This window comes from Polyangium sp. y55x31, from assembly GCF_029946505.1.
Taxonomy (GTDB): domain Bacteria; phylum Myxococcota_A; class Polyangia; order Polyangiales; family Polyangiaceae; genus Polyangium.
The window spans coordinates 87,904-105,198 of sequence record NZ_JARZHG010000002.1; the positions used below are offsets into that span (position 1 = coordinate 87,904).

The 17,295-nt window shown below is 70.5% G+C and carries 13 protein-coding genes; 8 read left to right on the top strand and 5 right to left on the bottom strand.

The window, feature by feature from the left end; all coding sequences use genetic code 11:
- Positions 1 to 20: 20 nt before the first annotated feature.
- Positions 21 to 1,655 (bottom strand): serine/threonine-protein kinase, encoded by a 1,635-nt coding sequence (locus QHF84_RS03595; protein ID WP_281311736.1) that lies wholly within the window; start codon positions 1,653 to 1,655, stop codon positions 21 to 23.
- A 9-nt stretch (positions 1,656 to 1,664) separates the two neighbouring features.
- Here QHF84_RS03595 and QHF84_RS03600 point away from each other — a divergent pair, with 9 nt between their 5' ends.
- The 8 genes from QHF84_RS03600 to QHF84_RS03635 all read left to right on the top strand — a co-directional run bounded on the left by QHF84_RS03600 (position 1,665) and on the right by QHF84_RS03635 (position 10,113).
- A complete protein-coding gene (locus QHF84_RS03600; protein WP_281311737.1) occupies positions 1,665 to 2,393 on the top strand; it encodes a tetratricopeptide repeat protein in 729 nt (242 codons plus the stop codon).
- Positions 2,394 to 2,450: 57 nt separating this feature from the next.
- Positions 2,451 to 3,551 (top strand): polyprenyl synthetase family protein, encoded by a 1,101-nt coding sequence (locus QHF84_RS03605; RefSeq protein WP_281311738.1) that lies wholly within the window; start codon positions 2,451 to 2,453, stop codon positions 3,549 to 3,551.
- Complete coding sequence (mvk, locus tag QHF84_RS03610) at positions 3,548 to 4,585, top strand: mevalonate kinase (RefSeq protein WP_281311739.1); 1,038 nt, start codon at positions 3,548 to 3,550, stop codon at positions 4,583 to 4,585. The genes QHF84_RS03605 and mvk overlap by 4 nt, the downstream gene beginning before the upstream one ends.
- Positions 4,582 to 5,571 (top strand): diphosphomevalonate decarboxylase, encoded by a 990-nt coding sequence (gene mvaD, locus QHF84_RS03615; RefSeq protein ID WP_281311740.1) that lies wholly within the window; start codon positions 4,582 to 4,584, stop codon positions 5,569 to 5,571. The genes mvk and mvaD overlap by 4 nt, the downstream gene beginning before the upstream one ends.
- Positions 5,568 to 6,476, top strand: coding sequence for a hypothetical protein (locus QHF84_RS03620; protein WP_281311741.1), 909 nt, complete (start codon positions 5,568 to 5,570; stop codon positions 6,474 to 6,476). Before mvaD ends, QHF84_RS03620 begins: the two co-directional genes overlap by 4 nt.
- Before the next feature lie 151 nt (positions 6,477 to 6,627).
- Entirely contained in the window at positions 6,628 to 7,848 is a 1,221-nt protein-coding gene (locus QHF84_RS03625) for a hydroxymethylglutaryl-CoA reductase, degradative (RefSeq protein WP_281311742.1), read from the top strand.
- Between the two features lie 34 nt (positions 7,849 to 7,882).
- Entirely contained in the window at positions 7,883 to 8,971 is a 1,089-nt protein-coding gene (gene hisC, locus QHF84_RS03630) for a histidinol-phosphate transaminase (RefSeq protein ID WP_281311743.1), read from the top strand.
- Positions 8,968 to 10,113 (top strand): tetratricopeptide repeat protein, encoded by a 1,146-nt coding sequence (locus QHF84_RS03635; protein ID WP_281311744.1) that lies wholly within the window; start codon positions 8,968 to 8,970, stop codon positions 10,111 to 10,113. The genes hisC and QHF84_RS03635 overlap by 4 nt, the downstream gene beginning before the upstream one ends.
- Before the next feature lie 2 nt (positions 10,114 to 10,115).
- On the opposite strand, the gene QHF84_RS03640 is transcribed toward QHF84_RS03635, so the two are convergent.
- The 4 genes from QHF84_RS03640 to nuoL form a co-directional block, all read right to left on the bottom strand.
- Positions 10,116 to 11,066: a hypothetical protein gene (locus QHF84_RS03640; protein ID WP_281311745.1), complete on the bottom strand. Its 951-nt coding sequence runs from the start codon at positions 11,064 to 11,066 to the stop codon at positions 10,116 to 10,118.
- 219 nt (positions 11,067 to 11,285) lie between these two features.
- The gene (locus QHF84_RS03645; protein WP_281311746.1) at positions 11,286 to 12,818 is read right to left on the bottom strand and encodes an NADH-quinone oxidoreductase subunit N; all 1,533 of its coding nucleotides are present in this window, start codon (positions 12,816 to 12,818) and stop codon (positions 11,286 to 11,288) included.
- On the bottom strand, positions 12,815 to 14,686 hold the full coding sequence (locus QHF84_RS03650; protein ID WP_281311747.1) for an NADH-quinone oxidoreductase subunit M: 1,872 nt from the start codon (positions 14,684 to 14,686) through the stop codon (positions 12,815 to 12,817). Before QHF84_RS03650 ends, QHF84_RS03645 begins: the two co-directional genes overlap by 4 nt.
- Entirely contained in the window at positions 14,683 to 17,295 is a 2,613-nt protein-coding gene (gene nuoL / locus QHF84_RS03655; protein WP_281311748.1) for an NADH-quinone oxidoreductase subunit L, read from the bottom strand. Before nuoL ends, QHF84_RS03650 begins: the two co-directional genes overlap by 4 nt.

Genomic DNA, 17,295 nt, shown 5'->3' on the forward strand with positions numbered 1-17,295 from the left:
TCCGCGGCATGGGTCCTCGTTCAGTTTTTGAAGGGGTTCTCGACGTCCTTCGAGTAGACGGGCCCGCGAGGCAGGGGCTTGAGCTCGACCACCAGCGTGCCGTCCTCGGTGGGGATCTCGCGCGGGAGATCGATGTACCCCTTCGCCTTGAACACGAGCTTTTCCGACGTGCTCCGCGGGATCTCGATCGGCCCCGGCGCGGCGCCGAGCCGCTTCGTTCCCAGAAAAACTTCGACGCCCGGCACGCGGGTGTCGACGGTGATCTTCACCGCAGCAGGAGGAGCGTCCGGGCTCAGGGAGTTCGACGCGGGGACCACCGCCGGCGCCGAGGGAATCGGCTTCGTGATTTCGATCGTTGGTGCCGCAACGTTTGCAGAAGGTGCAGCGTGCGCGCCTTCATCGGCCGGGCGGCGCATCACCACGACGCCGAAGGCCACGGCCGCGAGCAAGGCGACCGCGAGGCCGGCGACGAGAAGCGGCTGCGAGCCTCCGCGTCCTTTGCGTTCGCCCTCCCCTACCGTCGAAGTCTGAAGCGCGAGCTCGGTCTTGCCCGCGCTCGGCTTCGTCGACTCGGACGGCATGCCCTGGGTCACGGCCATCGCCTCGGTCTTGCCCTGGTCCGCGGAGGGATCCGTGACGACGCGGATCGAGCCCTGTCCGGGCTGCGGGCGCGATACGACCGTCTTCACCTCGATGCCCGCGCCTCGCGCGGCCGCAGCGATCGCCTCGATCGCCTCGCCCACCGTCCGCGGCCGGCGCGCCGGATCCTTCTCCAGCATGTGCAAGACGGGCGCGTCGAGCGCCGCGGGGAGGTCCGGACAAACCGTGGACATCGGCGGCGCGGGCGCGGAGGTCTGCTTGATCAGGAGATCGATCGTGTCCTCGGCCTCGAAGGGCAATCGGCCCGTGAGCAGCTCGTGGGCCACGATGCCGAAGGAGTAGATGTCGGTGCGCTGATCGACGTTCTTTCCGCGGCATTGCTCGGGCGACATGTAGAGCGGCGTGCCCATGGCCATGCCGGTGCGGGTCTTGTGGTGGGCGCCGGCGGAGTCGCCGAGGAGCTTGGCGATGCCGAAATCGAGCAGCTTCGGGAAGAGGCCCGTGTCCTCGTCGTACACGAGGAAGATGTTCTCCGGCTTGAGATCGCGATGCGCGATGCCGGCCGCATGCGCGGCGTCGAGGGCGCGCGCGACCTTCGCGAGGATGGGGATCGCCTCCTCGGGCGGGATGCGGCCGCGCTGACGGAGAAAGGCATCGAGGGTCAGGCCCTCGAGCAGCTCCATCACGTAGTACTGGCGGCCATCGTCGAGCACGCCGAACGAGAAGATGTCGATGATGTTGCGGTGGCGGATCTGGTTGACCGCGCGCGCCTCGGCGACGAACCGCGAGACGATCTGCGGGTTGCCCGAGAACTCCCGCGAGAGGACCTTGATGGCCGCGGCCTTGCCGATCACGGGATGAACGGCGCGGTAAACGGCGCCGAAGCCTCCCTCGCCGAGCTTTCCCTCGATGCGGTACTCGCCGACGATCGTGCCGGCGGCGAGGGGCGGCTCGACGGGCCCGAGGGTGTCGTCCGGGACGAGCGCTACGCCGTCGTTCGCGCACGTCGAGATGTCGTCCGGGTACTGGGTCCGACAGGTGGGGCACGTCGCCATGAAGGATCCGTGCGGCGAGCGTACACGAGCGATGTGCGTGCGCACAGGCCCGGCTACGATGCGGCCCTCGTGCACGACAAGGTCCGACGCCGCGCAAGCACGCTCGGATGCGCGGCGCTCGTCGTCGCGCTCGCCGGGGAAGCGCGCGGAGAGGACGAGGGGACGAGCTGGGCGACGAAGCAAGCCGCGGAGCTCGTGCGGCAAGGCACGGCGCACGCAGCGCGCGGAGACAACGCGACCGCGATGCGGCGGCTGCTCGAAGCGATCTCGTTCGATCCGACGTACGGGCCGGCGTACCTCGCGCTCGCGGCGCAACACGAGTCCGCAGGCGACGTGGTGGAGGCGGAGCGGGTGTATGCGGCGGGGCTCGAGCGCGTCGCGGGTTTCGCAGAGGGACACGCAGCGCGCGGGACGTTACGCAGGCGCCTCGGGAGGCTGCGCGAGGCCGCGGCGGATTTCGAGGCGGCGCTCTCGTTCGCGCCGGACCATGCCGCAGCGCTCGAAAATCTGTATGCGACGTACGTGGCGCTCTCCGCGCTGCCGGCCGCGCTCGCGACGAGCCGGCGGATGGAAGCGCTCGCGGAGGCTCGCGGCGACGCGGAGGCGCACAAGGAAGCTCGAGCTCGATCACGGGCGCTCGTAGTGCTGCTCGCAGAGATCGATCCCGTGACGGCGGGCGCTCGTGATCGTGGTCCGCTCCGCAGGGCGCTCGCGCGTCATGTGCGAAGGGGGCGATGACGCGCGAGGGCCCTTCCATTGACCGACCCGCGAGCGGCTCCTACGCTCGCGCGCCCTATGAACCAAGGCCCCTCCCCGACGACGGCCGAGCCCGCCACGAACGGGAACGCGTTCCTCGCGCTGCTCAAGCAGATCAAGCCCGAGATCGAGCGCCGCATCGCCGCGCGGTTCGACGAGAAGATCACGCGGGCGCGCACGTACGGGCCCGCGATCGCCGCCATGCTCGAAGCGGCGCGGGACCTCTCGCTGCGCGGCGGCAAACGCGTGCGCGCAGGGCTCATCGCCGCCGGCTGGATCGTCGCCGGTGGCGAAGGCGCGCTCGACGTGGCGATCGACGCCGGCGTCGCGTTCGAGCTGCTGCAGAGCTACCTGCTCATCCAGGACGACTGGATGGACGGCGACGAGACGCGGCGCGGCGGTCCGAGCGTGCACGCGGCGCTCACGAAGGAGCTCGGAGGCGAGCGGCTCGGCGCGTCGGCGGCGATCCTCGCGAGCGACATGACGTGGGGGCTCGCGGTGGAGACGCTGATGTCGATCGCGGCGCTGCCCGCGGCGCGGCGGCTCGAGGTGATGCAGGTGTTCATGCGGATCCACGAGGACGTGGTGCTCGGCCAGCAGATCGACGTGCTCGGCAAGGCCGAGGACGTCGAGACGATGCACGACCTCAAGACGGGGAGCTACACGATGCGCGGGCCGCTCAGCATCGGGGCGGCGCTCGCAGGAGGCTCGCCGGAGCTCCACGCGGCGCTCGCGCGCTTCGCCGCGCCGCTCGGGATCGCGTTCCAGCTCCGCGACGACCTCATCGGGACGTTCGGTGATCACGCCGAGACGGGCAAACCCGTGGGGAACGACATCGTGGCGGGCAAACGCACGTGCCTCGTGGCCGAGGCCGAGCGGCTGGCAAACGAGGAGGAGCGCCGCGCGCTCGCGCGGGCGCATGGGCGCGCGGATGCGGACGCGGAGGCGATCGCAGCGGCGACGCGGGCGCTCGTGACGTCGGGCGCGCGTCGGGCCGTGGAGGAGCGGCAACTGGCGCTCTGCGGGGCCGCGGCGAAGGAGCTCGCGTCGATGCCGGTATCGGCCGCGGCGCGCTCGATCCTCGCCGGCGTGGTGGATGCGCTCCGGGTGCGTCCGGAAGCGCCGGAGGCGCGATCGTGACGGGCAAGGCGAGCGCCGAGGGATCCGCGTCGGGGAAGGTGATCCTCTTCGGCGAACACGCGGTCGTGTACGGGTCGCCCGCGATCGCGGCTGGCCTCGATCGTGGGGCGCGCGCCGTCGTGACGCGCCTGCCGGCCGGGCCGAGCACGTTGAAGATCGGGGACGGCACGGTCGTCGCGGATGCTTCGTCCTCGAACGATCTGGGGCGAGCGTTCTTCGCGCTCCTCGAGGTCGCTCCCGCGATCCCGCCCGTGCACGTGGAGGCGCGGTGCGATCTGCCGCCTGGCGGAGGGCTTGGCAGCTCGGCGGCGCTCGCTGTATCGATCGCGCGCGCGGCGGAGACGCTCGTGCGCGGGGACGAGGTGAGGCCCGAGGAAGACGCGGCGATCGAGGCACGCGTGCTCGCGCGCGCGGCCGCGTGGGAGCGGATCTTTCACGGCAACCCCTCCGGGATCGACGCGACGGCCGCGGCCCGAGGCGGCATCTTTCGCTTCACGCGGGCCGAGGGCGCGCGTTCGATCACGCCGCGCCAGGATCTCGTGCTCTGCGTGGGGTCCACGGGACAGCCGTCGTCGACGAAGACGACGGTCGAGCTCATCGCCTCGCAACACGCGAAGGATCCCGCGCTCGTGAAGCGATCCATCGACGCCGTGACGTCGATCGTGGGCAACGCGGTGCTCGCCATCGAGGCCGGCGACATGCGCGCGCTCGGCGATCTCATGAACATGAACCAGCTCGTGCTCTCCGGCCTGTTCGTCTCGACGAGCGAGATCGAGGAGCTCTGCGGGCTCGCGCGGTCCGCGGGCGCGCTCGGCGCGAAGCTCACGGGCGGCGGCGGAGGCGGGTGCGTGATCGCGCTCGTGCCGCCCTCGTTCCGGAGCGACGGCACGAGAGACGAAGAACGCGAGGCCGAGAGCGCCGCGCGGATCCTCGACGCCTGGCGGAGCGCCGAGGGCCACTACGAAGGGTTTTGCGCGCGGATCGGCGCGGGCAGGCGCGCGGAGACGCAAGGCGCCGAAGGAGGTTTGTCGTGACGATACGCGCTGCGAAGGCGACGGCGCATCCGAACATCGCGCTGGCGAAATACTGGGGCAAACGAGCGGACGGGGTGAACCAGCCCGCGGTCCCGAGCCTCTCGGTGACGCTCGCGGGCATGGCCACGACGACGACCGTCACGTTCGATCCGGCGCTCGCGGAGGACACGTTCCTGCTCGGCGGCGCGCCGGCCGACGAGGTCGCGCATGGCCGTGTGGTAAAACTCCTCGATCGGGTGCGTGGCGCGTCGGGGATCACGGAGCGTGCTCGCGTCGAGAGCAGCAACGATTTCCCCACGGCCTCGGGGCTCGCGTCGAGCGCGTCGGGCTTCTCGGCGCTCGCACTCGCGGCGCTCAGCGCGGCGGGGCTCGATACGGCTCCGACGCGGGTGAGTGATCTCGCGCGGCGGATCTCGGTGTCGGCAGCGCGCTCGGCGTTCGGCGGGTTCGTGGAGCTGCCGGTGGGCAGCCCCGGCGAGGGTGATCTCGCGGCGGTGCCGGTCGCGCCGCCGGAGCACCTGCCGATGCGCATCGTCGTGGCGGTGACGCGGGAAGGCCCGAAGGCCGTGAGCTCGACGAACGGCATGGAGCACACGGTTCGTACGAGCCCATACTTTCCGGCGTGGGTCGAGTCCGCGCCCGCGCTCTGCGCCCGCGTGCGCGACGCCATCTTGCGTCGGGATCTCGAAGCGCTCGGCGTCGCCGCCGAGGAGAGCGCGCTCGCCATGCACGCGACGAGCATCGCGGCACGGCCGGGCCTGCTCTACTGGAACGGCGGCACGGTGGAGGCGCTCGAAGAGGTGCGGAGGCTCCGGGCGCGCGGGCTCCTCGCGTACGCGACGATCGACGCCGGGCCTCACGTAAAAGTTCTGACGACGCCGGAGGACGAGCCTCGCGTGACGGCCGCGCTCGCGGAGGTGCCGGGCGTCAAACGCACGATCGTGACGTCGCCCGGCGAGGGCGCGCGGATTCTGGATCGAACGTGATCGCGCGGGCGCCTGGAAAGATCGTCGTCTCGGGGGCGTATGCCGTCCTCGAAGGTGCGCCTGCGCTCGTCGCAGCCGTCGATCGGTACGTGACGGCGGATGCGAGCCGGACGAGCGAGCTCGTGACGGAGGAGGTGCGCGCGGCGATCGACGCCGGTGTCCTCGAAGCTGCGCCCGCGTTCGACGCGTCGGCGTTGCGCGCGCCGATGCCCGACGGCACGACGCGCAAGCTCGGGCTCGGATCGAGCGCGGCGATCCTGGTTGCCTCGATCGGCGCGGCGCTCGCAGGGGCGATCAGGGACGAGGCCGCGCTGCGGAAGGCCGTCTTTCCGCTCGCGCTCGCCGCGCACCGAAAAGCACAACCGCGCGGCAGTGGCATCGACGTCGCGTCGAGCGTGTTCGGTGGGATCGTCGCGTGCCGGCTCGCTCCCGATCACGCGCTCGATGTGATGCCGTTCAACCTGCCCGAAGGCGTGGTCCTCGAAGTGTTCGCGTGCCCCACGGCAGCCTCGACGGGCGCGCTCGTCGAGAAGGTTCAGGCCCTCCGCACGACGGATCCGGCGACGTATCGGCACCTGCTCGACGAGATCGCAGACGGCGCGCAAGCCGCGCTCGAAGCGCAGGATGCCGCCGGGTTCGTGCAAGCGATCGCAGCGCAGATCGACGCTCTCGCCGAGCTCGGTCGTGCCGCCTCCGCTCCCATCGTGGTGGACGACGTGGCCGAGCTCCGCCCCTTCGCGCAGGCGGAAGGCGCGAGCTTCGGACCAAGCGGCGCCGGCGGCGGCGACATCGCGCTGTGGGTCGGCCGCGCGCCTTCATCCGCAGCCTTCCGCGCACGCGCGGCCGCACGAAACCTCGACCCGCTCGACACGCGGATCGGCCCGCCCGGGCTCTCCGTCGGTTGAACGACCCGAGCGAGCCGCCGCGACCTCCCCCACCGATCCTCCCGCGCCTCATCATCCTCGCTGCGCGGAGTCTCCACGGAACATGCGCATGGAGGCGCGTTATCCCTCCCGAGCGACCATGCACAGTGACCCTCCCCTTCCCCTTCCCTCGTTGCGCCATTTCTCCATCCCCGAGCGACGCGCCGAGGTCGCGCGCCTCGTCGGCCTCTCGCCCACGGAGCTCGAACACGCGCTTCGATCGGGCGGCCTCGACGAGTCGACCGCCGACGCGATGGTCGAGAACGCGCTCGGCACGCTGGCCCTGCCGTTCGGCGTCGCGCCGGGCGTGCGCGTCAACGGCAAGGACTACCTCGTGCCCATGGCGATCGAAGAGCCGAGCGTCATCGCCGCGGCCTCGCACGCCGCCAAGCGCGCGCGCAAGGCCGGCGGGTTCGTCGCGGAGATCGATCCGTCGATCGTCGTCGCGCAGATCGAGGTGCACGACGTCGCGGATCCGAAAGGAGCGCTCACGCGGATCGAGGGCGTGAACGGAGAGCTCGTCGCGCGAGCGAACCAGGCGATCGGGAACCTCGTCGCCCGCGGCGGCGGCGCGCGCCGCACCTCCGTGCGTGATCTCGGCGGCGGCATGATCGTCGTCCACGTGCACGTCGATTGCCTCGATGCGATGGGCGCGAACCTCGTGAACACCGTCGCCGAAGCCGTGGGACCGCGGGTCGCCGAGCTCGCATGTGGGACGCTCGGCCTGCGCATCCTCTCGAACTACTGCGACGAGCGGGTCGCCCGCGTGCGTGTTCGGTTGCCCGTCGAGGAGCTCGCGAGCGCGCGCGTGTCCGGGCTCGACGCGGCCCGCGGGATCGCGCAGGCCTCGGCGTTCGCCGAGCGCGACGTCTACCGCGCCGTCACGCACAACAAGGGCATCATGAACGGCGTCGACGCCGTCGTGCTCGCGACGGGCAACGACTGGCGCGCGGTCGAGGCCGGCGCCCATGCATACGCGGCGCGCGAGGGCAGCTACCGCCCGCTCGCCACCTGGCGCCTCACGGACGACGAGCGGGTCCTCGAAGGAGAGCTTGCGCTTCCGCTCGCGCTCGGCATCGTCGGCGGCGCTCTCCGCGCGCACCCAGGCGCCCGCCTCGCGCTCGCCTTGCTCCGCGTGACGTCCGCGGCAGAGCTCGCCGCCGTCGCGGCGGCCACGGGCCTCGCGACGAACCTCTCGGCCCTGCGCGCGCTCTCGACCGAAGGGATCCAGCGCGGCCACATGGCCCTGCATCACCGGGCGACGGGCGGGCCCTCGGAGCGGAGTGCCCGAACGACGAACGGATCCGAGCCCTGCGAGCCACCCGGCGCGGGAGAGGCTAAGCTGCCGCGCTGATTCGCGCCGACGCGTGGATCCCGAGGTGCCTCGCATGACCGCGCCCCGCTTCGCCCACCTCCTCCGCCCCGAGCTCGCGGACCTCGCCGCGTACGTCCCGCACGCGGGCGACTACGAGATCCGGCTCGACGGCAACGAGGCCCCGCCGCTGCTCTCGCCGGACGCGCATGCCGCCGTGGCGCAGGCGCTCGCGGCGGGCGGGCTCGAGCGATATCCAGATCCGCGGGCGAGCGAGCTCTGCGCGGCGATCGCCGCGCACGTGGGCGCGACGCCGGACGAGATCCTCGTCGGCACGGGCTCCGACGAGGTGATCGCGCTCCTTTTGACCGCGCTCTCGCAGCCGCGCGCGGGCGCCGATGCGGCGACGATCCTCACGCCGTCGCCCACGTTCGTCATGTACCGGCTCAGCGCGGCGGCCCGCGGGATGCGTGTCCTCGACGTGCCCCTCGATGAGCGCTGGGATCTCGACGTCCCGGCGATGCGCGCGGCGATCGAGGCCGGAGAGCCGAACATCGTTTTCCTCGCGACGCCGAACAATCCGACCGGAAACCGCATGTCGGAGGATCGGATCCGCGCCGTGATCGAGGCCACCGAAGATGCGCTCGTCGTGCTCGACGAGGCCTACGTCGCGTTCGCGCCCGGGAGCATCGCGCACCTCCGCCACGCCTACCCGAACGTCGCGATGCTCGGCACGATCTCGAAGATCGGCTTCGCGGCGCTGCGGGTCGGCTGGCTCGTGGGGTCGGCCGAGCTCGTCCGCGAGGTCGACAAGGTGCGACAGCCCTACAACGTCCCCGCGCCCTCGCAGCGCGCCGCCACGCTCGTCCTGCGCGAGCTCCGCGCCGAGATCGATCACGTCGTCGCGCACGTGGTGGCGGAGCGCGAGAGGCTCGGTCGTGAGCTTGCGCGGCTCGGCTTCGGGGTCTCCCCGAGCGACGCGAATTTCCTTTGGGTCGAAACGAAACGTCCCGCGAAGGACGTCTTCGAGGGGCTCGCGGCGAGCAAGATCCTCGTGCGGAGTTTTCATGCGCGCGGCGGGCGCCTCGCGAACCGCCTGCGCATCACGATCGGGACACGTGAAGAGAACGATCGGCTGCTCGAAGTGATCGCGAGGTGGGCATGAGCCGACGCCGCGGCTCGGCTGCGATCGTCGCCGCCGTGATCACGCTGCTCGGCCTCGCGTCGGGCTGCGGTGATCCGACGGTGATCCGCGTGATCGACGGCGTGCCCACGAAGGGACGTTTCATCTCGTACGAGGCGTACGCGTATTACGCGCGCGGCGCGGAGGCCGAGGCGCACGGCGATCTGCCGCTCGCGATCATGCTCTACAGAGGCGCGACGGAGCACGACGAGAAGAGCGTCGAGGTCTGGACGCGTCTCGGCGCGGCTTCCTGCGCGAGCCCCGACGCGCGCGCCTCCGCCGGCGAAGCCTTCACCCGCGCCGAGGAGCTCGACCCGACCTACGAGCCCCTCGCCCGCGCCCGCGCGCGCTGCGCCGCCGACAGCGGGCGCGTCGCCGAGGCGCTGCAGCACGCCGCGCGCGCCGTCGCCCTCGATTCGGAGCAAGACGAGGCCGTCCTGCTCTACGCCTCGCTTCTCGAACGTGCGGGTCGCGTCGCCGAGGCCGAACGCACGCTCGACGCGCTCGTCATCGAGCGACCGACCTCCGTGCAAGGCTGGCTCGCTCGTTACGAGCTCGCCTTGCGCCGCCACGACGCGGTGACCGCCGAGCGAGCAGCCCGCGCCTTGCGACAGCGCGCGCCTCGCCTCGCCGATCGGATCGCCTCCGAGGTGCCCGCGCTCGCCCCGCTCGCCGAGGTCGACGCGGCCCTCCGATCCGGCGACCTCGCTGCCGCCCGAAAGGCTGCTCGTCGCGCGCGCCTCCCCGCGCCCGAGCTCGCCGTTCGTGCCGCGGCGCTCGGCCTCCCGCGCCTCGCGCGTGACCAGGCCGAGCTCGTCCTCGGCGCCGATCCCTCGTCGAGCTCCGCGCGCATCGCCCTCGCCGTCGCCGCGGATCTCGCGGGCGACACGGCCCTGCTCGCATCCGCGCTCGACGCTCCGAAGGACACGCCCACCGTGGCGCCCTCCCCGCTCGCGCGTCTGCTCTTCACCGACCTGCTCGGCCGGCGCGCGGGCCGCGACGCCGCGCGCGCCTTCGCCGGCACGGACTTCGTTTCCCCTGACGCACCCTCGCCCGATCCGCTGCTCGAAGCCGCCCGCAAGCGCGTGCGTGCTCTCCTCGAACCGTCGGGCAAGGGCGAGTAGCGCTACTTCTTCTCGCCCTTGTCCGGAGAACCCTTCTCGTCCGTGGCCTTCTTCTCCGCCGCGGCCTTCTTCTTCACCTCGGGGTCGTCCTTCTTCGCGTCGAACTCGAGGTTCAGATCGATCGTGTTGTCGCCTTCCTTCAGCGTGACGCGCTGCTCGACGACCTTGTCGATCGACGGAAGGAACGCACTCACGCGCACCTCGCCCACAGGGACGCCGGGGATCTCGTACTGCCCATCGAGGCCCGTGACCGCGTGCGTCGCGTACGCGAGCACGTAGACGTCCGCCGTGAGGAACGGGTTCGGCAGCTCGTCGCGCAGCATGTAGTGCCCAGGCTCGAACGCGTAGAGCTTCACCGGCGCGCCGCCCGGCACGGCCACGAGCACCGCCTTCTTGGGCGCGCCGTCGACGTACGGCATGTAGCTCTCGATCTTGTCGATGTTCGCGACCTCGATGCGTTGCCCGTACGTGAGCGCCATCGTGCGGCGCCCGAAAGCGCAGCCGTGGATGGTGATCTTCGCGGCCTCTTCGCGTGCCGGGACGAACCCGCTATAGCCCGTCACCGCGACGAGCACGTCGGCCGCCGCGCCCTCGAGCCCCACGCGGAAGAGCTTTCCGTACGTCGCCGCGGCCTCGCCGCATTTGCCCGCGGGGAACGAGAAGCTCGTCGCGGGCGGCGCGTCGCCCTTGATGCGCACCGTGCCGCGCACCGTTGCCTTCGGGCCCGCGTACGGCGCTTCCCCCTTCGGGTTGACGACCTTCGCGATGTCCGCGTCGGGGCGCCCGATGCCGTTCGGAATCGGCCCCTTCGGCGCGGGCGCCGCCGCCGAGGCCTGCGGCGCGCCGGATCCAGGCGCCGCCGCCTGCGTGGTCGTGGGCTTCGCATCGGCCCCCGTAGGCTGGTTCTGACAGCCCAGCGCGGCGACACAGGGGACCACCAGGAGCCAGGACATCGACGTTCGGTTCATCGCCCCGGACGGGGGCAAGCCCTGCGCCGCGCCGGATCGCAGCCGTTTCGAGGGAGTTCGCCGCAAACCCTGCCAACCGAGTTGTCGGATCATGTCAACCTCGTTGCCATACCCCCGGCGATGCTGCGGCACAGCCGTCGCCGGGGCAAGGAGTTCATTGTAGGGGGAGCGAGGAACGCGGAGCGAGCCCGAAGGCCCGCTCCGTCAGCGCGTGGCGAGGGCCGCCTCGACCGCGATCTGCAGCGACGTCGTCGGCCACAGGCCGAGGACGAGGACGAGCACGCCGGCGACGACGAGCGCCGTCGCGACATAACCCGAACGCATCGGCTTCGCGATGGGCGCGCCGGGCGCGGGCTCGCGCATGTACATGTAGACCATCACGCGCAGGTAGTAATACGCGGAGATCACGCTGTTCAGCAGCAGGATGATCGCGAGCGGGTAGAGCCCCGCGCCGATCGACGCCTTGACGATGTAGAGCTTGCCGAAGAAGCCCGCCGTCGGAGGCACGCCCGCGAGCGAGAGCAGGAAGAGCGAGAACGCGAAGCCCGCGGCCGGGTGCCGCTTGCCCACGCCCGCGAGATCCTCGTAGCTCACCGCCTCCGCGCCGCGGCTGCCCATCAGGATGAGCGCGCCGAACGCGCCGACGGTCGAGACGGTGTACGTGAGCAGGTAGAACATCACGCTGCCCTGCGCGTCGCCGCCCGCGCGCATCGTCGCGACGACGCCCACGAGCACGTACCCCGCGTGCGCGATGCTCGAATACGCGAGCATACGCTTGACCGACTCCTGCTGGCCCGCGACGAGGTTCGCCACCGTCATCGTGAGCACCGCGAGCAGGGCCACGACCGGAGGCCAGCCCGCCGCCCACGACTCGAGCCCGCCCTCGCCGAACGCGCCGATGAGCACGCGGAGCATCGTGGCGAACGCCGCGCACTTCACGGCCACGGCCATGTACGTCGTGGTCGGCGTCGGCGCGCCCTCGTAGGCGTCCGGCGTCCACATGTGGAACGGCACCGCGCTCACCTTGAACGCGAGGCCCACGATGATGAGCACCGCCGCCGTGATCACGAGCGCGAAGTTCGAGCCCTTGCCCGGCTGCATGTTCGCGATCGCCTCGCGAATGCCCGCGAGATCCGTGTGCCCCGTCGCGCCGTAGAGCAGCGCCCCGCCGTAGAGCAGGAGCGCGGCCGCGAACGACCCGAGCAGGAAGTACTTCACCGCGGCCTCGGTGCTGCGCAGCGAGGCGCGGCGGAAGCCGACCATCGCGTACACGCCGAGCGACATCGTCTCGAGCCCGAGGAAGAGCGAGAGCAGATCACCCGCCGAAGCGAGGATCATCGCGCCGACGGTCGAGAAGATGATGAGCGGGTAGAACTCGCCGCGATCGAGCCGATGCTCCGGCAGGTAGCCGCCCGCGAGAAGCGCGGCGAGCGCGCCGCCGAGGCAAAGCACGAACGAGAAGAACAGGGTGAAGCGGTCGACGATCACCCAGGGCGCGACCGACGACGCGCCCTCGAGCTTCTCCGGACCCACGAACCAGATCGCCGCGGCGAAGACCGCACCCGCGAGCAGCGTGACGGCCGTGCCGAGCGAGAGCTCCGACGAGGGACCGGCGTCACGATCGTCCGATGTCTCGTCGACGCGGCGCTTCGAGAACGCCTCCGCCACCATCAGGAGCAGGCCGCCGAGGCTGACGACGAGCAGCGGCGACAGACCGAGGAAGAGCCCCGAATTCACTGCGCCACCTTCCCTTCACCACCGAGCGCCGCCTGCGAGCCCTCGGCGCCCGCCGGGGGCTCCGCGGGCTTCTCCTTCTTGGGCATGCCCTTCAGGAACGCCGGCGAGAACGTGTCCTCGGGCAAGAGCTTCGCGTCCCGCTCGTCCGCGAACAGGATCGCCTGGCCCGAAACGACCTTGTACTGGTTGTGCTGGAGCAGGATCGACTCCTTCATCCGATCGAGGAAGATCGAGGGGAAGAACCCGATGACGAAGATCATCAGCACGAGCGGCGCGAGCGCGAGCGACTCGCGCACCGTGAGATCGGGCAGGTGCTTGTTCTTCGGGTTCGTGAGCGGCCCGAAGAACATCTTCTGGACCACGTAGAGCATGTAGACCGCCGCGAGGATCACGCCGGCCGCCGCGCCCACCGTGTGGATCCCGGCGAACTTGCCGAGCCGCTCGGAGAGGAACGTGCCCATGATGACGAGGAACTCGCCGACGAACCCGTTCGTCCCGGGAACGCCGACCGACGCGAACGTCACGATCAGGAAGACGACCGCGTAGATCGGCATCACCTTCGCGAGCCCGCCGAACTCGTCCACCTCGCGCGTGTGGCGCCTGTCGTAGATGACGCCGACGAGGAGGAAGAGCGCGCCCGTCGACACGCCGTGGTTGACCATCTGGAGCACCGCGCCCTGCATGCCCGTCGGCGTCGCGCTGAAGAGCCCCAGCATGACGAAGCCGAGGTGCGCGACCGACGAGTACGCGACGAGGCGCTTCACGTCGCGCTGCTTCCACGCGACGAGCGCGCCGTAGAGGATGCCGCCCAGGATCGCCACGCCCGCCAGGTTCGCCGACAGGTTCGAGGCGGGCCCCGGGAAGAGCCCCATCGAGAAGCGCATGTACGCGTAGGTGCCGAGCTTCAGCATCACGGCGGCCAGGATCACCGAGCCGCCCGTCGGCGCCTGCACGTGCGCGTCCGGCAGCCACGTGTGCACCGGCCACATCGGCACCTTGATGAAGAACGCCAGCGAGAAGGCCCAGAAGCAGATGATCTGCGCGTTCTTCGACAGCACCACGCGCGAGAGCGCGAGGTAGTCGAACGTGAAGTCACCCGTGAGCTTCTGGTGCGTCCAGACGAGGTAGATGATCGCGGCCAGCATCAGCACCGAGCCGGCCATCGTGTAGAGGAAGAACTTGATCGCCGCCTTCACACGATCCGCGCCACCCCAGACGCCGATCATCATGAACATCGGGACGAGCATCAGCTCCCAGAACACGTAGAACAGGAAGAGATCGAGCGCGAGGAACGCGCCGATCATCCCGCCCTGCAGGAGCAGGAGCGCGAAGCAGAACTCCTTGATGCGCGTCTTGATCGAGCCGAACGACGCGTACGCCGCGATCGGCGTGACGAACGTCGTGAGGAGCACGAGCCACAGGCTGATGCCGTCGATCGCGACGTGGTAGCGGATGCCGAGCGAGGGCATCCAGTCCTTGATGTACTGGAAGTGCCAGCCCGCGGTCATCGGGACGGTGAGCAGCCAGAGCGACGCGACGAACCCGATGCCGAGCACCAGGTAGGTGAAGCCGCGGAGCACCGAGAGCATCTGGCGCGGGATGAACAGAACCGCCGCCGCGCCCACGATGGGCAGCGCGATGAGCAGGTTGAGCAGATGCGGCCACTCGCCCGCGGCCTCCGCAGCCTGCGCCGCCTGCGCCCCGCCTTCGGTCGGCCAGAGCCAGATCACGAAGAGCGTGGTGAGGGCCGCGATGAGGCCGAGGCCGGCGCGCTGCTTCGTCGACGCGTCGCCCCGCGGGACGAGCGCGCCGAGGATGCCCGCGCCGATCGCAGGCCAGTACTGAAACACGAGATCGAGCGGGCTCATTGTGCGCCTCGCGGGTTGATGAGCCCGGGGATGTCCTTCGCAGGAATGCTACCGCCGCCCGCCGGCACCACGCCGCCCGGCACGACCGGGACGGGCGCCGCCGAGGACGGGAAGCCGCGGCCAGGCCGCGTGATCGCGAACGAGTGGGTCGCCTCCTGCGCGAACGCGTTGCGCACGTGCAGCTTGACGTCCTTCGTCTCCCCGGGATTGACGTTGATGCGGACCTCGCGCAGCGGGCCGAAGTCCTTCTGCTCCGTCCCCGTGCCCTCCCAGCGGTACTCATACCCGGGGCCGGGCGCCGCCGAGATGACCACCTCGCCAGCCGAGCGGAGCTTCGAATCGTCGACCGTCGCGTCGGCGTGCGGGCGGACCAGGAAGAAGCCCACGCCCGCGAGACCGATGGCCATCGCGGCGCCGTACACCTGCACGCGGCCGGTCTGGAACGTGCGGAGGACCGTCCCGAAGAACGCGACGATCGCCGCCGTGAGCTTCGCGAGGACGCCGTCGATGAGCCACTTGTCCGCGGTCGTGAAGATGTCCGCGAGCGCGTCCACCATCCCGACGACCACGGCGTCGTAGAGCTCGTCGATCCGCCACTTGTCGTAGATGAGCTTGTAGAGGCCCGGCGCCGCCTTCTTGAACGCCTCCTCCGGCGCGCCGCCCTTGTTCAGGTAGACGACCATCGCCGCGCCCGTGCCGGCGAGGAAGGCCGCCACGCCGGGGCCCATCATCGGCCACATGAGCTTCTCGACGCCCTCGCCGCGCAGCACGACGGCGTCGTGCGCACGCGTGAAGACCGGCGCGAGGATGTGCCCGAGCGGCTCGAAGTGGATGGGCTCCGCCATCAGGAAGCCGGCGAAGACCGCGAACGCCGCGAGCACCATGAGCGGGAGCGTCATCGCGAGCGGCGACTCGTGGGGCTTCGGCCCCTCGAGCGGCGTGCCGTCGTCGTGGTGGTCGTGGTGATCGTCGTGGCCATGATCGTCATGGCCGTGCGCGTGCTTCGGCTCCTTCCAGCCCGCGACGACCTTCCATCCGCGGAACTCGCCGTGGAACGTGAGGAAGTAGGCGCGGAACATGTAGAACGCCGTCATCGTCGCGGCGACGACGCCGACCCAGTAGATCGTCTGGCCGAGCCACGAGGGCCACGTCCAGAGCGGCTCCAGGCGGCCGACCTCCGGCGCGACGATCTTCGTGGAGAACGCCCGCCAGAGGATCTCGTCCTTCGACCAGAAGCCCGCGAGCGGAGGCGCGCCGGCGATCGCGAAGCACGAGAGCAGGAACGTCCACCGCGTGATGGGCATGTACTTCTTCAGGCCGCCCATGTTGCGGATGTCCTGCGACTTGTCCGTGTCGTGGATCCGCGCGTGCATCGCGTGGATCACCGAGCCGGCGCCGAGGAAGAGGCAGGCCTTGAAGAACGCGTGCGTGAAGACGTGGAAGAAGCCCGCGGCGAACGCGCCCACGCCGACGCCGATGAACATGAACCCGAGCTGGCTCACCGTGGAGTAGGCGAGCACCTTCTTCAGGTCGTGCTGGAACAGGCCGATCGACGCGGCGAAGATCGCCGTGGCGCAGCCGAGCACCGCCACCGTCGCCATCGCGGCCGGCGACATCAGGAACACCGCCGACGTGCGCGCGACGAGGTAGACGCCCGCCGTGACCATGGTGGCCGCGTGGATGAGCGCGGAGACCGGCGTGGGACCCGCCATCGCGTCCGGGAGCCACACGTAGAGCGGGATCTGCGCGCTCTTGCCGGCAGCGCCGAGGAACATCGCGAGGCCCACGAGCGTCGACGCGTAGACCTGGATGCCCTTCTCGGGCAGGAACAGGTGCACGATCGCCTTGTAAAGCGCGTTCGCGCTCGGGTTCGCCGCGTCCCACTGCGACTCGATCGGGAGGTTGCCGAACGGCCAGATCGTGACCGGATCGAGCAGGTTCCGCGCGTTCGCGTTGATCTCCGCGAAGCGCAGCGATCCCGTGTAGTAGAGCAGGATCGCCATCGCCACGAGCAGACCGAAGTCGCCGATGCGGTTGACGATGAACGCCTTCTTGCCCGCGGTCGCGTTCTTCTCCTCGCCGAACCAGAAGCCGATGAGGAGGTAGCTGCAGAGGCCGACGCCCTCCCAGCCGACGAAGAGCACGGCCATGTTGTCCGCCATGACGAGCGTCAACATGGCGAAACAGAAGAGGTTCAAGTACGCGAAGAACCGGTGGTAGCCCGGGTCCTTGATCATGTACTCGCTCGAGTACAGGTGGATCAGGAACCCGACGCCGGTGACCACCAGCATCATCGTCGCGCTCATCGCGTCGACGCTGAAGGCGACATCGATGGGGATCGTCTGCCCCATCCGCCCGTTCAACGAGAACCAGCGCCAGGCGGTCCAAGCGAGCGTGCCGCCGCCCTCCCCCTTCGGCAGGAGGAGGAAGGTGGCGAGCGCCGCGATGAACGAGCCGCCGAGGGCCGAGAGGGCCATCAGGCGGACGCCGGCCTTGCCGAGCCGCTTGCCAAAGACGCCGTTCACGAAGGCGCCGATGAGCGGCAGGGCGAGGACGACCGCTAATAGCGTGAAGTTCGTTGCGGGAAACTGAGCTTTGAGGGCTTCCAC

Bases quoted from the DNA above. Each gene is read 5' to 3' on its own strand.
- QHF84_RS03595 (WP_281311736.1), bottom strand. From the start codon at position 1,655: ATGGCGACGTGCCCCACCTGTCGGACCCAGTACCCGGACGACATCTCG.
- QHF84_RS03635 (WP_281311744.1), top strand. From the start codon at position 8,968: ATGAGCCGACGCCGCGGCTCGGCTGCGATCGTCGCCGCCGTGATCACG.
- QHF84_RS03650 (WP_281311747.1), bottom strand. From the start codon at position 14,686: ATGAGCCCGCTCGATCTCGTGTTTCAGTACTGGCCTGCGATCGGCGCG.
- hisC (WP_281311743.1), top strand. From the start codon at position 7,883: ATGACCGCGCCCCGCTTCGCCCACCTCCTCCGCCCCGAGCTCGCGGAC.
- QHF84_RS03640 (WP_281311745.1), bottom strand. From the start codon at position 11,066: ATGTCCTGGCTCCTGGTGGTCCCCTGTGTCGCCGCGCTGGGCTGTCAG.
- QHF84_RS03605 (WP_281311738.1), top strand. From the start codon at position 2,451: ATGAACCAAGGCCCCTCCCCGACGACGGCCGAGCCCGCCACGAACGGG.